The organism is Idiomarina sp. A28L, assembly GCF_000218785.1.
GTDB lineage: Bacteria > Pseudomonadota > Gammaproteobacteria > Enterobacterales > Alteromonadaceae > Aliidiomarina.
In genome coordinates this window covers 155380-173632 of record NZ_AFPO01000012.1, presented here as the reverse complement: position 1 = coordinate 173632, position 18253 = coordinate 155380, and the positions used below count along the sequence as shown (strand labels likewise).

15 protein-coding genes are annotated in these 18253 nt (G+C 46.5%); 10 read left to right on the top strand and 5 right to left on the bottom strand.

The window, feature by feature from the left end:
• The first annotated feature begins 43 nt into the window (after window positions 1-43).
• From A28LD_RS05360 to A28LD_RS05345, 4 genes are read left to right on the top strand one after another with little or no spacing between them, the layout of a single operon-like run.
• Window positions 44-817 (top strand): MotA/TolQ/ExbB proton channel family protein, encoded by a 774-nt coding sequence (locus A28LD_RS05360; RefSeq protein WP_007420051.1) that lies wholly within the window; start codon window positions 44-46, stop codon window positions 815-817.
• Window positions 818-828: 11 nt separating this feature from the next.
• On the top strand, window positions 829-1887 hold the full coding sequence (locus A28LD_RS05355; protein WP_007420050.1) for a vWA domain-containing protein: 1059 nt from the start codon (window positions 829-831) through the stop codon (window positions 1885-1887).
• Window positions 1887-2840 carry a VWA domain-containing protein gene (locus A28LD_RS05350; RefSeq protein WP_007420049.1) on the top strand — a complete coding sequence of 318 codons (954 nt, stop codon included), beginning with the start codon at window positions 1887-1889 and terminating at the stop codon, window positions 2838-2840. The genes A28LD_RS05355 and A28LD_RS05350 overlap by 1 nt, the downstream gene beginning before the upstream one ends.
• A gap of 14 nt (window positions 2841-2854) precedes the next feature.
• Window positions 2855-3664 (top strand): CLCA_X family protein, encoded by an 810-nt coding sequence (locus tag A28LD_RS05345; RefSeq protein WP_007420048.1) that lies wholly within the window; start codon window positions 2855-2857, stop codon window positions 3662-3664.
• A gap of 39 nt (window positions 3665-3703) precedes the next feature.
• On the opposite strand, the gene A28LD_RS05340 is transcribed toward A28LD_RS05345, so the two are convergent.
• Window positions 3704-4495, bottom strand: coding sequence for a thioesterase family protein (locus A28LD_RS05340; RefSeq protein ID WP_007420047.1), 792 nt, complete (start codon window positions 4493-4495; stop codon window positions 3704-3706).
• 142 nt (window positions 4496-4637) lie between these two features.
• Between A28LD_RS05340 and A28LD_RS05335 the strand changes: the two genes are divergently transcribed.
• Window positions 4638-4955, top strand: coding sequence for a hypothetical protein (locus A28LD_RS05335; protein WP_007420046.1), 318 nt, complete (start codon window positions 4638-4640; stop codon window positions 4953-4955).
• Window positions 4956-5044: 89 nt separating this feature from the next.
• On the opposite strand, the gene A28LD_RS05330 is transcribed toward A28LD_RS05335, so the two are convergent.
• A complete protein-coding gene (locus A28LD_RS05330; protein ID WP_007420045.1) occupies window positions 5045-6772 on the bottom strand; it encodes a Na/Pi cotransporter family protein in 1728 nt (575 codons plus the stop codon).
• A gap of 379 nt (window positions 6773-7151) precedes the next feature.
• On the opposite strand from A28LD_RS05330, the gene A28LD_RS05320 reads away from it, so the two are divergent.
• Window positions 7152-8030: an alpha/beta hydrolase gene (locus A28LD_RS05320; protein ID WP_007420044.1), complete on the top strand. Its 879-nt coding sequence runs from the start codon at window positions 7152-7154 to the stop codon at window positions 8028-8030.
• Between the two features lie 115 nt (window positions 8031-8145).
• On the opposite strand, the gene A28LD_RS05315 is transcribed toward A28LD_RS05320, so the two are convergent.
• From A28LD_RS05315 to msrA, 3 genes are all read right to left on the bottom strand, one after another.
• Window positions 8146-8697 (bottom strand): fasciclin domain-containing protein, encoded by a 552-nt coding sequence (locus A28LD_RS05315; protein WP_007420043.1) that lies wholly within the window; start codon window positions 8695-8697, stop codon window positions 8146-8148.
• Window positions 8698-8934: 237 nt separating this feature from the next.
• Entirely contained in the window at window positions 8935-9609 is a 675-nt protein-coding gene (locus A28LD_RS05310) for a type 1 glutamine amidotransferase domain-containing protein (protein WP_007420042.1), read from the bottom strand.
• A 115-nt stretch (window positions 9610-9724) separates the two neighbouring features.
• Window positions 9725-10411 carry a peptide-methionine (S)-S-oxide reductase MsrA gene (gene msrA, locus A28LD_RS05305; RefSeq protein WP_007420041.1) on the bottom strand — a complete coding sequence of 229 codons (687 nt, stop codon included), beginning with the start codon at window positions 10409-10411 and terminating at the stop codon, window positions 9725-9727.
• A 194-nt stretch (window positions 10412-10605) separates the two neighbouring features.
• On the opposite strand from msrA, the gene A28LD_RS05300 reads away from it, so the two are divergent.
• From A28LD_RS05300 to A28LD_RS05285, 4 genes are all read left to right on the top strand, one after another.
• Window positions 10606-11145 carry a hypothetical protein gene (locus A28LD_RS05300; protein WP_040487041.1) on the top strand — a complete coding sequence of 180 codons (540 nt, stop codon included), beginning with the start codon at window positions 10606-10608 and terminating at the stop codon, window positions 11143-11145.
• Between the two features lie 71 nt (window positions 11146-11216).
• On the top strand, window positions 11217-12536 hold the full coding sequence (locus A28LD_RS05295; RefSeq protein WP_007420039.1) for a TolC family protein: 1320 nt from the start codon (window positions 11217-11219) through the stop codon (window positions 12534-12536).
• Window positions 12523-14466 carry an efflux RND transporter periplasmic adaptor subunit gene (locus A28LD_RS05290; RefSeq protein ID WP_007420038.1) on the top strand — a complete coding sequence of 648 codons (1944 nt, stop codon included), beginning with the start codon at window positions 12523-12525 and terminating at the stop codon, window positions 14464-14466. Before A28LD_RS05295 ends, A28LD_RS05290 begins: the two co-directional genes overlap by 14 nt.
• Window positions 14467-14468: 2 nt before the next feature.
• The gene (locus A28LD_RS05285) at window positions 14469-18155 is read left to right on the top strand and encodes an efflux RND transporter permease subunit (RefSeq protein ID WP_007420037.1); all 3687 of its coding nucleotides are present in this window, start codon (window positions 14469-14471) and stop codon (window positions 18153-18155) included.
• The last annotated feature ends 98 nt before the right edge of the window (window positions 18156-18253 follow it).

Sequence of the window (18253 nt, the reverse complement as noted above, 5' to 3'; positions counted from 1 at the left end):
AATATTTAACCATCAGCTCAAACATTACAATTAGGCTAAGTATATGAAAATTCATAATCCAAATGCATCAATGAACCCAGGCGTGCTGGTGAGTTTTATTGTAGTGGCTATTTCATTTACCGTGGTGCAGCTGTTTTACGCGGGCATGGTTAGGCCAGCAGCTGAGCAGCTAGTAAATGCTGAGGGAACCTTTGCGTTATCGTCTTTGTGGGTGGTGCTCAATGGCGTAGAACAACAAATTTGTATTTCGCTAATGTTCGTTTGTATTTTTTTAATGGCCTATAAAATTTGGCGTTTAGTAGATGAAGAAGCGATTTATAGCCAAGATTTCCTTGCTGATCACGATAAATCAGAACCGCTGAATGTGAATTTAGCACTAAGCCAACTTGAAGGTTCGAAGTATCGTGAAAACCCAGCGTTGGCTACTTGGATAAGCTGCATTCGGCGCTTCAAGCATACCAAAAACGTACAGCATGCCGCCGATGCTATTGAATCGTCGGTGGATAATGTTTCTGCACAGCTGGAAAGTGGCAACAACATGGTGCGCTTTTTGATTTGGGCTATTCCAAGCTTGGGCTTTGTGGGCACCGTGCGCGGAATCGGGCAAGCGTTGGCACAGGCCGATGATGCGCTAGCTGGCGATATCTCAGGCATGACAGCTTCGCTTGGCTTAGCCTTCAACTCAACGTTAGTAGCTTTGCTGATATCGGTACTGTTGATGTATTTAATGCATTTACTCAATAGCCGGCAAGATGCCATGGTGCTAAAAATTCAAGGTTCTTGCGAAAAGAACCTGCTTTCCCACCTGCATAATTAAGCGGCATTTCTATGCGTTTGAAGCGGCGGAATAACGATGCGTTCAACATGTCATTTCTTGATGTTATGGCATGTGGTTTGGGTGCAGTTATTCTTATTTTTATTCTTGTGGATTTTTATGCAGCAACTATCGATCCAAGCGATGAAATAAACCGCTTAGATGCAGAAATAGCCGCTGCAACCAGTGAAGAAATTGAAGTTTCTCAGGCTATTGAAACCGCCTTGGCCGCTATTGCCGAAGAGCAAGCTCGGCAACAAGGTTCGCAGGAAGCGCAGCAAATGAGCTTGGCGCAACAGCGGCAACTTTTGCAGCAACTCTCTACTGAACTTGCGGTAATCGCTGATTTAGAACAGCAATTAGCTGCCCTTGCAGATATTGAAACCCCCGATTCAAATATTCGTTTAAGCGGTGTAGGTGAAGAGAACTACATTACCGGTATGGTGGTAGAAGGCCGGCAAATAGGCATTTTATTTGATAAATCGGCCTCTATGATGGGCGATAACTTGGTAGAGGTTCTGCTGGCCTTGAGCTATGCGCCGGAACAACGCAAGCGCACGGCAAAATGGCGGCGCAATGTTCGCGCGGCGAAATGGCTGTTAGCGCGATTACCGGAGAGCTCGCGGGTTACCGCGGTAAGCTTTTCTGATACGGCAGAAGTTCTAGGCCCACGCAATATAAATCCGGTGCCATCGACTAGTTCGATTCAGCAAATTGCCAATGAAATTGATGAAGTAACGCCCGATGGTGGCACTAATCTGCTATTGGGAATGCAAACCTTGTTGGCAGCAAACCCAGGTGTTACCGATATCTATTTGATCACCGATGGTTTGCCTACTTTGGGAGAAGGGTTGGGCTTACGTTGCCGCAATTTCATTTCTCGGCAACGTTCAATTTCCTCCGATTGCCGGCAAGAATTGCTGATTGAAACGATTAAACGGGTGCCCGGTAATTATCGTATGAATATTATTTTATTGCCCCTTGAAGGCGACCCGTTCGCCCCTTCAATGTATTGGGAGTGGGCTAATGCAACAAACGGCCGGTTCTTAGCGCCTTCGCAGGAGTGGCCATAATGCGTAGAGTTAAACGAGCTCCGGTTGAAATATTTAGCCTTTCATTTTTAGATATCATTTCCTGTGCCTTTGGCGCAGTGGTGTTGCTAGTGTTGTTGGCCCGAAATGCTGATGTTCCTTCCGATGCCTCGGCCTCTGAAGTAACCGTGCGTATTGAGCAACTACTGGCAGCTCAGGGGCGGGTTGCGGAGCTGAGCGAGCGTTTGCGAGGCGAACTGGAACAGCTAGGTGAAGTAACTTCGGCCGCAAGTGCGGATGTAACCGATGCCGAGGCTCTGGAGCAATCGATACCGCGTGCACAAGCAAGCATTGCGCAATTACAGAGGCAGGCGCAATCGCTTCGCAGCGATATTCGCCAAGAACAAGCGAGGTTGAATGTTGCGAGTTCGCCGGATGATCCTTCGCCTGAAGCGGGTGGTATACCTACCGATGCCGATTATGTAATTTTTGTAATTGATAATTCGGGTTCGATGTCGGCTGATCAAGGTTGGAACCAAGTAACCCGCGTTGTGGAAGATATCATTAAGAGCCACCCGCAAATGAAAGGCTTTCAAATTATGGCAGCCGATGGCAGCTTTATGTATTCCGGCCAAGAGGGGCGGTGGTTGCCAGATACTAATACCATGCGCCAGCGTGCCATTCAGGGTTTAGCGAATTTTCGCGGCGGTGCGAGTGCGCCGGAAGTAGGTATTTTCCGCGCTCTCGATCTTTATAAAAATCAGCAAGGCAAAGTAAGTTTATATGTATTCGGCGATGATTTTCGGCCGGGCACACTCGATCAAGTGGTAACCGATATTACTCAAGCAAATATGCGGCCTGATGGCACCCCAAGATTTCGCATTCACGGAATTGGCTTTCACCGCGCAAGTTATGGCAATGCAGCGCAGTTTGCGGCATTTATGCAAGCGGTAGCGAAACGCAACCGTGGTGCATTTGTAGGGTTACCCAATTAGTTGGCGCATTATTAATGCAAAGTAGTACAGAAACAGCGCGCACACCGCGCGAATTTTATCGGAATGGGCCAGATCATCGCCGCGGAGAAAGTGTAAGCTTTCGCGATGTGGTGCAACGCTTCTATTTCTATCGGATAAAAATTGGGCGTTGGGTAACAGCCGAAGAAGAGCAAGTGAGCGCTAACTTATTTTATGATGCGCTCTGTGATTTGCAGCAAATTTTGGCGGTGCCACCGGCGGTGATTTCTATGAATGGTGAAGTGGCACTTACGTTTGGTAGTGGTGGCCAGCTTGGCGCTTCAGCTCATTATCAGCCAGCAGGCCGTATTCTTGCACTCACTAAAAACGCAGGTGGCGGCAGCTTAGCCCATGAATGGTTTCATGCGTTTGATCACTATATTGCCAGTAAACTATTTCCTGATGTAACAAAAAAGAATGCGTTTGCGAGCAGTACTTGGTTGCAACGCGATGATTACCACCCGCATGCGCTAAACGAATTATTACACAATGCTTATAGAACATTGTTTCTGAATGCTGAGGGCGATAAAGCGAACGCGTTTGTGAAGCATTGCCAAAGCGTTGATGCAGCCAACAAATCACTATACTTCAGCTTGCCAGAAGAGCTCGCGGCGCGGGGGTTCGAAAAGGCGCTACAAACACTGCCACAAAAGAATCATTTCTTAGTTTCGGGATGCTTGAAAAGTGAAGCGGCGCTTGCGGGGCTATATCCGGCAAGCGCCCTTAATCTGCAATTACAAAAAGCTTGGCTCGATTATTTCGGTGCGCTCGGTAATGCGCTCGATCGGCAATCGGTGCTTGCCTAATAAAAGAGCCCGGAAGAGCGGGGCTCAGAAATCACCCTTTTAGCCAAATACAGTTACTGTTTGCCGGCTTATCGCTACCAAATTGCCATCGTTATCCCAAATATGTGAATGGGTATGGCCGTAACCATCGGCCGCATAATCAATATAAGCCACATATTGCCACCAATCGCTAGTGCGCTTCGTGGTTGGCAATGGTTCGGGAAATTCTATTGTCCAGGTAAGTGAGCTGGCTGGCGCTGGCGTATCAAGATGCGGTAACACCGCAGGTGGCCAAGCATCTACTAAACCTAAGAATAAGCCTATATCAATAGGGCTATCTTCTTGAGAGTAGCGCATCCACCCCCCAAATTCCCGTGATGTGTTGTTGCTAAATGGCATGCCACCCACGCTTACCCGATAATCGTAATGATGGGTAAATTCTGGGCTCAGTTTTGATTTTGGAAATGCTGGGCCTTGTTCACGCGGTGGCACTTTTGCAGTGGGTGTATCGGTTACTTTAACCGCCGAAGGGCGCGATAACCCGAAGGTTATTAAAGCGCTCAGCATAACCGCATTATCTTGCTCAATTTCTACGCTCACTTGCGTAACGTTCTTGCCTTCGCGCAATATTCGGCGTTTCAAGGTTGCTTCACCAGCTGCTAACGGGCCAACGAAAGACACGGTAAGCGCACGAACCTGTTGAGCAGGATTCACTCCGTTCAATGCATGTTGATAGGTTATTCCGGCGGTAAGGCCACCAAAAAGAGCCCGCCCTTGATTCCAGCCTTCTGGTAAGAGCATAGTTTGGTTTGCTTCGGAACTCATGGAGGCTAATATTTCTGAAAACTGCATGCGGATCCTTACTTTTAAACGCGCGTTTGATTTTAACGATGAGTTTAACGATAAGGCATGCTAAATTCCAGCCTTAACTAGGCTTTGTAATTGAGATATTGAATACTAAAATGAAATCTATTCATGATAACTGGCAATTAAGATGAAGAAAATTCAAGTATTAGCACTTGCTGCAGCATTTATTGCGTTGGCCGTGCACTGGCTTATGCAGCAGCAAGCTTCGTTAAGTGCGGCCCCAGAGGGCGGCGTATTGTTATTTGCTGCGCTCATATCATTACCGCTATTGGTAGCTTCAGCGGTGTTTTCTATCGGCTCGAGCATCGCGCTTCGCTCAGCTGCTAAACGCGCTGAAAATGGCATTAACACGCCATTTTGGTACCTTATTTTATTGCTCAATATCGCGTTAAGCTTGGGCTATTTATATATTATTAGTGTGTTTATTTACGGTGTAGCTACCTAAGCGCAAGGCAATAAAAAAGCGATGTTCAGGTTCAACTGAAACATCGCTTTTAGTTGCGGCCAAAAAGCGCCGCGATTTAATGTAAATTCTTAATCTTCGATACGGCTCGCCTTTAGGCGGCGGCCGGCAGCCGATTCATTTACATTCAAGATATGATCTCCAATACGTTCTAAACGATTCAGCATATCCATAAACAATACACCAGAGCGTGCCGGGTAGTTACCGCCCTCTAGGCGAAGGTAGTGGCTGGCACGATACATATCACGGCAGCGATCAATGGCCTCTTCCTGTACCAATGCACTTTCAAGATCAACGTATTCTGGCTCTTTCGATACGTTCTCTTTCATGGTGTGAATTGCACTGTTTACCGTTTCCAGCATTTCAGCCAATTCTTGCATGGCCTCTTCTGGCCAATCAGCCCGCGATTCAACCATACGCTCAGTTAGTAGCGATACTTGATAGTAAATATCAGCAATGCGTTCCATATCATTAATCATGGTTTGCATGTGGCGAATACGCTCAGTTTGCGAACGCTCTAAGTTAGTGTGCTCACTTACTCGCACCAGATAATCAGAAATCTCGATTTCTAATACATCGGTAGCTTCTTCGTAATTGCGTATTTTCTCCAGAAGCAAAGTACGATCGGCTTTCGGGTTGGTGGCGAGTTCGTTCAATGCAAGATGCATTTTTTCAAGAATATCGGCCAAGTGCTGTGTTTCTTTGTGCGCTTGCTCAATTGAGAACCCAGGCGATGTCATTGGGCCGGCGCTAATGTAGCGCAAGTGGAATTCATCTTCGCCTTTCTTATCGGGCTGAATATACTCAACGAAACGAATAATCATCGGCACAAAGGCAAACAATAGCACTACGTTCATCACGTTAAAGAAGGTATGGAAGAAGGATAAGGCAAGTGCCGCATTCCCCCTCACCGATTCATCATCGCTAAGAATTGAAATTGGGTTTTCGGATACATACTGGGTTAAATTATCAATCAGCATGATCACTGGATAGATAAGTATCATCATCCAAATAACGCCAATGATATTGAAGAAGAAGTGGAACCTCGCGGCCCTCTTCGCCTGTACGTTCCCCACCAAGGCGGCAATATTCGCCGTAACCGTGGTACCGATGTTTTCACCTAATATCATTGCCGCTGCTATCGGGAAGGATATCCAGCCTTCAAACAGCATAACGAGTGTAATCGTAGTGGCCGCCGATGATGATTGCGTAAGCAGGGTTAACACGGTACCGGCGAGCACGAAGATAATTAACGATAAGTAACCGTAATCACTGAAGGCATCCATGAATGCCAGTATTTCTGGGTTACTGTTAATATCGGGCACTGCACCTTTAATAAACTCAAGGCCGATAAACAAAATACCAAAACCAACCATGGCTTCGGCGATATTGCGCAGGCGGTTATTGCCCGAGAATAAGAATGCGAAGAAGATACCAATTACCGCCAATGCTATCGGCGTAATTTGGAATTTGAAGCCAAATAGAGCCACCATCCATGCGGTAATTGTGGTACCAATGTTGGCACCCATGATTACACCGGTTGATTGCACGAAAGTAAGCAGGCCGGCATTTACGAAACTCACGGCCATTACCGTGGTGGTGGTAGAGGATTGGGTAATTGCGGTAGTACCGAAGCCGGTTACCACACCGGTTAACCGGTTGCGGGTCATGCCGGAAACGATACCTTTCAGGCGGCTGCCGGCTATTTTTTGTAACCCTTCACTGAAGATTTTCATACCAAAAATGAAAATACCCAATGAACCAACTAATTGTAGAAAATCAAATAACGAATAACTCATAGGTTAAGCCTTTGATGTGGCGTGCTTTTGTTGGCAACACTACCTGAATAATCAACGCAAACTGCGTCATGTCTAAAATTGTACGGGCATTTTATAGAGCATTATCGGGAAATGAAATCATTGTCGGGTTGAATTTTTGTGGATATTTTCGGCAGCTGGTAGCCAAGCTTTTGATATTGCAAGAAAAGCAACTGTTTGCCTGTCATAAAAACGTCATAAAAAAATATAATTTGATAGCGATGCTTAGTGAGAATTTGCGTTAAAGTAGAGAAAATTAGATTGAATGTGTTTAAAAAAGTGCAAACCGCATAGCTAAATACAGCATGGCGTAAGCGCATTGGTTTATACATAATTAAGCGCAATTAAAAAGGAATCATAGATGCAATTGTACTACCCCCAACTAGGCTTGTTGGCAGTAATTTTACTTTTAGTGGCGCTGCTAAGCGCTTGCCAACCATTAACAGTATTGAACTCGGTAGTGCCAGCGGGGGCCTATTCGTTGGAATCGGATATCGATTATGGCAGCGATGCTCGCCAAAGCATGGATTTGTATCTACCAGCCGATGGCCATTACAACGAACACGTTTTGGTGTTTGTGTATGGCGGCGCTTGGGATCAGGGCAGTAAAGAGCAATTTGAATTCGTTGGCCAAGCATTTGCCCGATTAGGCTACATTACCCTCATTCCAAACTACCGGCTTTATCCTGATGCCGAGTTCCCAGCTTTCGTGAGCGATGTTGCAATGGCAATTGGCGAAATGCGCAACCATTTGCCGAAGAGTTGTAATTTAGGCAGTAGTATTATTTTAGCAGGCCATTCGGCGGGTGCGCATACTGCGGCGTTACTTGCGGCGGATAATCAATATTTAAACCAGAACAATGCGGGCGATATAGAAATTGCTGCGTTACTCGCGCTTTCTGGCCCTTATGATTTGCCACTTGATCATGAGCGAGTGCGGGAAAAATTCGGCCAAGTTGAGGGCAATGAAGCGAATCCTATAGCCCTAGCTACGGCGAATATGCCGCCAACGTTGTTAATTCATGGGGAGGCCGATACCGTTGCAGAACCGGCGCATGCTGAAAAGTTTCAAGCTCGGCTCGAGGAATTAGGTGTGCCGGTAACAATGCATTTATATAGCAGCACGCGGCATGCATCTGTAGTGGCTAGCTTAGCGAGCCCATTACGTTTCTTAACACCGGTTTATGCGGATATTCAAGCTTATTTAGAAGAGCGTGAGCTGAATCAGCGTTGTGAATAGTGAGTAGCCTCGCCAATAAAAAAGGCTGTAGCATTTGAGCTACAGCCTTCTTGAACTAATCAATCTACTTGGTAATTACTACCGCGTATTAATTGAAGGTATTAACTTCCAGCAATTATGCGCTTGGAATTAATACTTTATCGATAACGTGAATTACGCCGTTATCTGCTTCGATATCAGCAGTTACTACGCTTGCATCGTTAACTTTCACGCCGTAGCCAGTAGCATCAATGTTCAAAGATGAACCTTCTACCGTATCGGCATTTAGTTGTTGGCCCGCTAAATCTGCGCTCATTACTTTGCCCGATACTACATGGTAAGTAAGTATCGCAATCAGCTGGTCGCGATTTGCTGGCTCTAACAAGCTTTCAACTGTGCCTGCAGGTAACGCAGCAAACGCTTCGTCAGTTGGTGCGAATACAGTGAATGGGCCTTCGCCATTTAATACATCTACAAGGTCAGCAGCATCTAATGCAGCTACTAATGTACCAAAGCTGCCATTGTTCGCCGCGATTTCAGCGATAGTGCCTTTCTTCTCAGCTTTATCCTGCATGCTGTAACCACTACGCTCTTTATTACCACCGTGGTGATCAGCGATAGTTAATCCGCTTACAGCAAAACTACCCGCAAGGGCGATAGACATAGCAATTGTTGTTAATTTAATCATGGTGTTCTCCAATTATTAACTATTTCCTCACTGTGCCGCTTTTTTTGCTGCATCAGTGCTTGTAAAAGCTGCTGAATTAAACTCAGCTGTTGATGTTCTCAGATGGTTACGGAGGAAGTAGTGAAATTGGATGTTTGTTAACCAAATCTTTACTGGATTAGGGTAATAGAATTATTCGATACACACTTGTGTAAAAAGAGTTAGGGCGTAACTTCAATAAGTTACGCCCTAAATGGGCTAGAGAAGTTTTAGTAACGCTTTTGCAGTGTTTTCAGATGAAGCTGGGTTTTGGCCAGTAACTAAAATTCCATCAGTAATCACATAAGGGCCCCAATCTTCGCCTTTGGAATAACTTCCGCCATTTTCCTGCAGCATATCTTCTACCAAGAAAGGTACTACATCGGTGAGCTCTACGGCTGCTTCTTCACTATTACTAAAGCCGGTTACTTTACGGCCTTTCACTAAACTCGCACCATCGGCTGATTTAGTATGGCGGAAAACTGCTGGTGCATGACAAACAGCAGCTACTGGCTTATTGCTAGTTATCGCTTGTTCAATGAGGGCGATAGAATCTTTATCTTCTGCTAAATCCCATAATGGGCCATGGCCTCCGGGATAGAACACCGCATCGAAATCATTAATATTCACTTCACTTAATTTCTTAGTGGTAGCTAATTCAGTTTTCGCCGCTACATCGCCTTCGAAACGCTCGGTTGCTTCGGTTTGAAAATCTGGGGTATTGCTGCCCGGATCAAGTGGCGGCTGGCCACCTTTCGGTGAGGCCAAAGTTACATTTGCGCCGGCATCTTTGAATACATAATAAGGAGAAGCGAACTCTTCAAGCCAAAAACCAGTTTTCTTGCCGGTATCACCGAGTTCATCATGTGAGGTTAAAACCATTAATACGTTCATTGTTTTTCCTTCTATCCAGTTACGCTACTCAGCTCTATACAAGTAACAGAATGTGTATAACTACTACCTTGGGGCATTTGATTCATACATCAAGGGGCCGATTATCAAGTGCTGCTTATTTTTCACCGTATTCGCGAAGCAGTTCCGCATCGGTAAACTGCTGAAAATCTTGCTTGGCATTAGTGCCCCACCAATACTCAACAAACTGATAGCGGCCTGAATTTCGAGTATAAAAACGGTAACGAATAGGATTTTTAGAATAATAATCCTGATGGTAGCTTTCGGCTTTATAGAAACGACCAAGAGGGGTAACGGGAGTAACGATCGAGGATGTGAAGGGGCCGGTGGCTTTTAGCTTGCGAATCGAAGCTTCGGCTAACGCTTTTTGTTCCTCATCATGATAGAAAATCTCCGCACGGTATTGCTGGCCGCGATCAACGAACTGGCCTTCAGCATCGGTTGGGTCCATAAAGCGCCAAAATGCTTCGAGTAGGCCGGCGTATTCAATTACTGCAGGGTTGTAAAATACTTGCACAGCCTCTGTATGCCCAGTGCGGCCGCCAGCTACCTGTTCATAGGTGGGGTTTCGTTCACGGCCTCCGGTGTAGCCAGAAATTGCTTCGTAAACGCCCGGAAGTTTTTCAAACCCTTCTTCTACACACCAAAAGCAGCCGCCAGCGAATGTAGCCACTGCTCGTTCGCTAGCCTCATCTAAGGTAGAATTCTGACCCTGTGCGTTACCAACAATATTCGATAATGCAAATGCTGCAGCTAACATACTAATTAATATAATTTTTTTCATGACTTCACCTAGCGTGATTAAATTTTCATACCGCACTGATTCTTTGATTACTCAGAAAAGGTTACGCAGATTCAGCATTTTTAGCTTTGTTGCAACCTTATCTTTACAACTGCGGTATAAATAATAATTGAAATACTGAAATTACAAAGTATAGTGATGTATATACATATATAGAGGTTCAAATAGAAACTTAGATGCGTAATTGGTTTGTTTTGTTTTTGGTAGGCACGCTTTTCCTGCTTCCGTTTTCTGGAAGCAGCGCAGCCGTGATGCCGCACGAAACAATGCACGAAACAATGCATGAAAAAATGCACAGCACGCATGAGAATATGCAAAGCCCCAAGAATCTTGCTAGCGAGCCAACCGCATTTATTGAGCTCGCGCCTGCCGTTGAACACCACATGCCAGAGCCGGGAAAAACTTCAGGCGATCACTGTAAGCCAGAAATTACGGTAGTAGAGCCCGTAAATCACAACCATCATGTTGAAATAGTTGAATCGGCTGATCATACACAATCAAGTATGGCAGCGGATTGCTGTGATAACTTTTCTGATTGTGGCACTAAATGCCCAGCCGATTGTGGGCATTGTGTAATGTTCGGCCACGGCTGCACGGCAGCTCTGAATAACCTCAATATACAAACGCCAATTTTAGCCTTTTCGGCATCGGCGCTTGCTGCTTCGTTTTATTCACTACTAACAAGCAAGCCAACACCTCCTCCAATTATCGCCTGATTTACAACTCGATTAGTTTCGAGTGATTCACTTTGAATTCACTCGAGTGTTGTTAATGCAGGAGATATTCCATGTTTTTACCAAGAATCCGAGTATGCGTAAGCATTGCTTTTGCCGCCATTATCACAAGTGGCTGTGCTAGTTACAGCCCTGAATACACTGATTTTTCGGAACCATTAACGAACCCGGAAATTGAGCAAATTCAAGCTGATGCCGATATTGAGGCGCTTGTTGCTTTTGCTCATGCGCATCACCCGTTGATTAAAGCAGCGATAGCCAATATTGAGAGTGCTAACGCCGCATTAACATCGGCGGGTGCATTTGCCGACCCACAGTTTTCAGTAAGCCAAGGGCTTAACAATTCTGATTTCCGCACGCTTAGCGTTGAACAAGAAATCCCACTCTTTAATCGCCGAGCTATGGCCATTGAGCAGGGAAAAATTGCGCTACGCTCAGCCAAAGCTGAGCTTGAGGTTGTAAAAGCAAACGTTACCGTAAATGTTGTTTCTGCATTTTCAGAGTATCTCTATGTGCTTGAAAACCTCGAATTGCAACAAGATCTTATTCAACTGCTGAACCAATTCGCAGCAGTAGCCGAACAGAGCTATTCAGCGGGTTCAGTATCATTATCTGATTTGTTAAGAGCTCAAAATGCGGTAGATTCTGCGCGCTCTGAAAAGCTGAACTTAGAGCAATTAGTGGTTTCGCAGCGTGCACGTTTAAATGCCGCTCTTGGCCGTGATGCCCGAGAGCCGCTTAGCGGAGATTATTCGTTGCTAAATAGCCATCGGAATTTTGCGCGCCTTCCTGCCGATATAGAAACCCTGTATTCCCTTGCCGAAGAGCATAGCCCACAACTAGCGGTAAGCCGTTATGAAATTCAGAGCCAAACTGTGGCCACTGATATCGCCAACACGGCAGGGCTACCCAGATTAATGGTAGGCGTGGAATACATGAATGAAGCTATGGGTTCCGGCACCTTTGCGGGAATGGCATCGGTTTCTTTACCGATATGGCGATCAAATTATCGGGCTCAGCGGGAAGCGGCAAAGAGCGCTTATCAATCTGCCCAATATAGATTGCAATCAACTCAGTTGGAAATTCAAGCTGAACTCAGTATAGCCCTGTATCAATGGCGCGAGGCTGAGCGTAACCGGGAACTATACGGCCAAGTATTGCTTACTCGCGCTGAGCAAGCAGTGGCAACTTCACTAAGTAATTATCAAAACGGTAATGCCAGTTACACCGATGTTATTTCTAGCCAACAAGAATGGCTAAGCTTTGCATTGGCATATCGGCGGGCACTTGCAAATCAATTATCAGCGGTAGCGGCTATTAAATCGCTGATCACTTCTGGGGCTAATTCTGAGGTTTCAAATGAAAAATATTAATATGATAAAAATCATCGCCGCAATATTCGTGCTGATAGTAATAGCAACTACGATTTTAGGTATTCAGTTTCAAACGCCTAAGGATGACCATAACCATACAGAAACAACTGAAAATGCTCAGGTAGTTGATCATAGTAACCACAACCATGCTTTATCTAATGGCAACTCGGATAATCCGTTTGTTGAAGAAGCGCAGTTATACACTTGCTCGATGCATCCGCATTTTCGTTCTGAGGATCCAAATGAGCGTTGCCCTATTTGCGGAATGGAACTCGTTCCAGTTGCTCGAGGCAACGATGAGAGTGAAACAAGCAACGTTGAATTTTCTGATAGAAGCTTGGCGCTTTTGAACGTACAAACACAACCTGTTGTTCGCGCTGAGGGGCAGCAACAATTGCGAGTAACTGGGCAGTTAGAGTTTGATGAACGCGCGTTAACTAGCATTAGTGCTTGGACAGGCGGAAGAATTGAGCGTTTACACGTGAACTATACCGGAGCCAGCGTAAGTAAAAATGATCCGTTGGTAGAGCTTTATAGCCCGGAGCTGCTTGTGGCACAGCAAGAACTTTTGCAAGCGCAAAAGAATGCGAATACTTCCGTACCTGGGTTTTTACAAGAATCAAACCAAACAACGCTTCGGGCGGCACGAGAACGTTTACGGTTGCTGGGTTTAACGCAAGCGCAAATTGATGCCGTTATTGCAAGTAAAACCGCGAGTGATCGCGTACTCATTCGTTCGCCTTCTGCGGGGTTGGTAGTAGCGCGGAATGTTGCGCAGGGCGATTATGTAAATGCAGGGGACAGCCTACTTGAATTAGCAGATAACAATAAGATGTGGGCTGTATTCGAAGTTTTCGAGCGTGATCTGGGGTTAGTTGAAGTTGGCCAACATATTGAATTTGCTTTGCAATCATCTGGTAAATCGATTCATGGTGAAATTATTTCAGTAGCACCACGAATTGATGCAGAACGGCGTACTCGAGAAGTTCGCGTAGCAATTTCTGAAAGTGAGCAATTACTTACCGCTGGCGCTTTTACCAGTGCGAATGTGCAAATACCGATCGGCAATGTACTGATGATTCCAGCTTCTGCGCCTTTGATTACCGGTAAACGAGCCGTTGTTTATGTGCGTGATGCCGAGCAAAGCGGCAGTTTTTCTGCGAGAAACGTAGAACTCGGCCGCAAACTCGGCAATAACTACGAAGTGTTAGAGGGTTTGGCCGAGGGTGAGCTAGTAGTAAGCCGCGGGGCATTTTTAATTGATAGCGAGCTGCAATTACGAGGGCAGCCGAGCATGATGGCTCCTGAAGGTGGTGGCGCTACAGGCCATGAAAATCATGGTGGTAGTGCGGCTAATGAACCGGTAGCAAATACTACTGCAACGGATCATTCTGCACACAATAACCAATCTACAAACAGCTCCGCCACGATTGCGCAAAATCAGGTAGATGCTGCTGATTTAGCCCCGGTATTCACGGCTTATAATGATATGTGGCAAGCGTTGCAAAGCGATAGCCTTGCTGAATGGCAAGCGGCAGCGGGCGATTTTCATGAATCAGTAGCCGCAGTGAATTGGCCTGATAGCTTAAGTTCGGTAGTAGAACAATTAAATACTGGCGCCGGCCATGCTCATCATGTAGCGGCTATTAGCACCGCTCGAAATCAATTCCATGCGCATTCGCAAGCTATGATCGAATTGGCGGAAGCAGGTTATCACCAAGGTGAGCTGCACGTTATGTTTTGCCCTATGGCACGAAGTGGCCAAGGTGCTTCGTGGCTGCAGCAAGATGATGAACTTTTGAACCCATATTATGGCGCAATGATGCTTCGCTGCGGCGATAACCAAGGTGTACTTCCGGGTACCAACAATGGAAGCGAAAGCAGCGGTGGCATGAGCAATCAGCATAACCATGTTCACGGAGGCCACTAGTAATGACAAATTGGCTTTTAAACAACAAATTAATTGTCGCCTTAATGGCGGTAATTATTATCGTAGCTGGGGTAATGGTAGCCCCGTTCAATTGGGATACGGGAACACCGCGCTCGCCTGTTGCGGTAGATGCGATTCCTAATATTGGTGAAAACCAGCAGATCGTGTTTACCGATTGGCCGGGGCGCTCGCCGCAAGATGTAGATGACCAAATTAGTTACCCGTTATCAGTGCAGTTGATGGGCGTGCCAGGCGTAAAAGATGTGCGCACGATTTCAATGTTTGGCTTCTCCAGCATTGCCGTAATCTTCAATGATGATGTGGAATTTTATTGGTCGCGGTCGCGCATCCTGGAGAAGCTCAGCAGCCTACCTGCGGGTACCCTTCCTGATAATGTTCAACCTGCGCTAGGGCCTGATGCTACCGGGCTCGGGCAAGTTTACCTCTATACCCTAGAGGGGCGTGATCCGCAGGGTAATCCAACCGGTGGTTGGGATTTGGATGAATTGCGGTCAGTACAAGATTGGTATGTGCGCTATGGGTTGTTAGCTGCTGAAGGTATTAGTGAAGTGGCTTCGATAGGTGGTTTCGTTCGCGAATACCAAATTGATATCGATGCCGATGCTTTGCGCTATTTCAATGTGAGCATGGAGCAAGTGGTTGCGGCTGTTCAAGAATCAAATATTGATGTTGGCGCTCGAACTACTGAAATTAACCAAGTTGAATACATTGTTCGCGGTGTAGGTTTCATTAAAAGTTTGGCAGATATAGAAAACGCGGTAGTGCGTTTGGCCAGTGATAATACTCCGATTCTAGTTTCTGATGTGGCAACTGTTGGCTTTGGCCCCGCGGAACGCCGAGGCGCGCTCGATGTATCGGGTGCTGAAGCTGTGGGCGGTATTGTAACCGTGCGCGAAGGGTTTAACCCACTTGCCGCTATTGAGAACGTGAAGCTGCGTATCGATGAACTGGCTGCAAGCTTACCGGCACGGGCTGTGGTTGATTGGCAGCAGGCTAGCGCAGCCGATATCCGTAACTTTGCTGAACAGCAAGGGTTGCCGGAGCTTCGCAGTCAAACCTTGAATTTCGATGATCACGAGCAAAAAGCGTGGGCGGAATGGTTGCAAGCGCACCCACAAGATCGCTGGCCTGAATGGGTAACACTGAGCAAAATTACCTTAGTGCCTTTCTATGATCGTTCAACGTTGATTATGGAAACACTAGGTACTTTAAGCGATGCCTTAACTCAGCAATTACTAGTTACTGCGGCTGTGGTGCTTATTCTTCTTATGCACCTGCGCTCGGCAATTACTATTGCCACTATGCTGCCTTTGGCGGTGTTGATGACCTTTATTGGTATGCGCCTGCTCGGCGTGGAAGCCAATATCGTAGCTTTAGCTGGTATAGCGATTGCGATTGGTACCATTGTTGATATGGGGATTATCGTTACCGATAATATTTTGCGGCTGCGTAAAGATAAGCCTGATTTAGATATTGGCGAGGTAATCAAGCGCGGTACCAAAGAAGTTGGCCCGGCGGTATTAACCGCTATTGCCACCACGGTTATAAGCTTTTTGCCTGTGTTCACCATGACAGGCGCTGAAGGCAAGCTGTTTACGCCGTTGGCATACACCAAAACCTTAGTGCTGTTGGCGGCGGTGGTGTTGGCGCTCGTTGTGGTGCCGGTAATGCTGAGAGTATTGTTAAGTGACCGGTTCCGGAAGATAGATGCGTGGTTACTCGCACGCCGAAAAGCTTACCGCATTGCTTACGCCGTGCTGGTTTTCGTTGTGATCTTGGCCTTAGCAGGGTTATGGGAACCGTTGGGCCCGGCCGCGGGGGGAATTCGAAATACCTTATTCGTGCTAATGCTTTTCGCCTTTGTGGTTGGTGGTTTCGCAATTATCATCCATTTTTATGAACCCCTGCTGCGGCTTTGCTTACGTTTCAAAGCTGCATTTTTGGCGTTGCCGTTGTTGGTTGTTATCGCGGGCTTGGCTATTTATCCGGGGTTGGGCCGAGAGTTTATGCCTTCGCTCGATGAGGGAAGTTTCTTGTTGATGCCTACCACTATGCCGCACGCTTCAATAGGGGCAGCACTCGATGTGTTAAGCGAACAAGATAAAGCTATTGCCGCAATTCCGGAAGTTGAAAGCGTAGTAGGTAAGATTGGCCGCGCGGAAACGGCGTTGGATCCTGCACCGGTTTCAATGATTGAAACCATTATTAACTATAAGAGTGAATTTAAAACCAATGCTAATGGCCAACGAATCAACTTTCGGGTGAACCGGCAGGGTGAGTTCGTGCGCGATAGTAATGGCGAATTGATTCAGGATAGAAAAGGTGAACCATACCGGCAGTGGCGTGATCACATTCAAAGCCCTGATGATATTTGGGATGAAATTGTGCGTGTGGCGCAAGTGCCAGGGGTTACCTCAGCTCCGCGCCTACAGCCGATTGAAACTCGGCAATTAATGTTACAAACCGGTATGCGTGCGGCGATGGGCGTGAAAGTGCAAGCTCCTAACCTTGAGGCTCTAGAACGTGCTGCGGTAGATATCGAGCGAGTAATGCGCAGTTCACCCGCGGTTAATTCGGCTTCGGTTAGCGCCGAGCGTGTGGTTGGAAAGCCTTATCTTGAGCTGCACCTCAAGCGCGAGAATATTGCCCGTTATGGGCTTACCATTGCGGCGGTGCAAAATACCGTGGCTACTGCGATTGGTGGAGTTGAAGTAACACGCAGTATCGAGGGGCGGGAGCGTTATCCTATTCGGGTTCGCTATCAACGCGAACTGCGTAACGATATTGAAGCCATGTACGATATTCTGGTAACAACTTCGAGCGGGGCGCAAATTCCACTTGAGGAGCTAGTGGATATTCGTTACACCCGTGGGCCGCAAATGATACGTTCGGAAAATACATTCCTAACGGCTTATGTAACTTTTGGTTCAGCGGCGGGCATTGCCGAAGTTGAAGCAGTAGAGGCGGCGGCAGAACACCTTCGTAGTGCGCAAGCAAGTGGTGATTTACGCCTTGAATCGGGCGTGAGCTATACGTTCGCGGGCAGCTACCAGCAGCAACAGAGCGCAATGCAAACGCTGCAAGTGGTTATTCCGTTATCACTGGCGCTTATTTTCATCTTGCTCTATCTGCAATTTAAGCAAGTGAGCACTGCTTTAATGGTGTTTAGCGGTATTGCTGTGGCGTGGGGCGGTGGCTTTATCATGCTCTACCTCTATGGCCAATCATGGTTTGCGAATTTTACCATTCCGGGTATCACTCAGGGCGTTACTTTGCGCGATATCTTCCAGTTTGAAGTAACGCATTTAAGTGTGGCGGTGTGGGTGGGCTTTTTAGCGCTCTTTGGCATCGCTGTTGATGATGGTGTGGTGATGGCTACTTACTTACAGCAACGCTTTTCTGAAGGCTCTTCGAACACCATAGAAAGTATTCGCGAACGCACTATTGAAGCCGGTATGCAGCGTGTAAGGCCGTGCTTAATGACAAGTGCGACAACGATACTTGCATTGTTCCCAGTGCTCACAGCTACTGGCCGAGGAGCTGATTTAATGATTCCGATGGCAATTCCAACCGTTGGCGGGCTCACTTTTGTTGTGCTTACCATGTTTGTGGTGCCTGTTTTATACAGTTGGCGGGAAGAAATGAAGCTGAATTGGGCTAATCGCTAGAGGTGTTTTGTACTCCTAAAGTGATATTAAGAGGTTTATTACTTCTTTACTTAAACCAATAAGGCGCAATGATTATTTTTTTATGCAATAAAAGAATA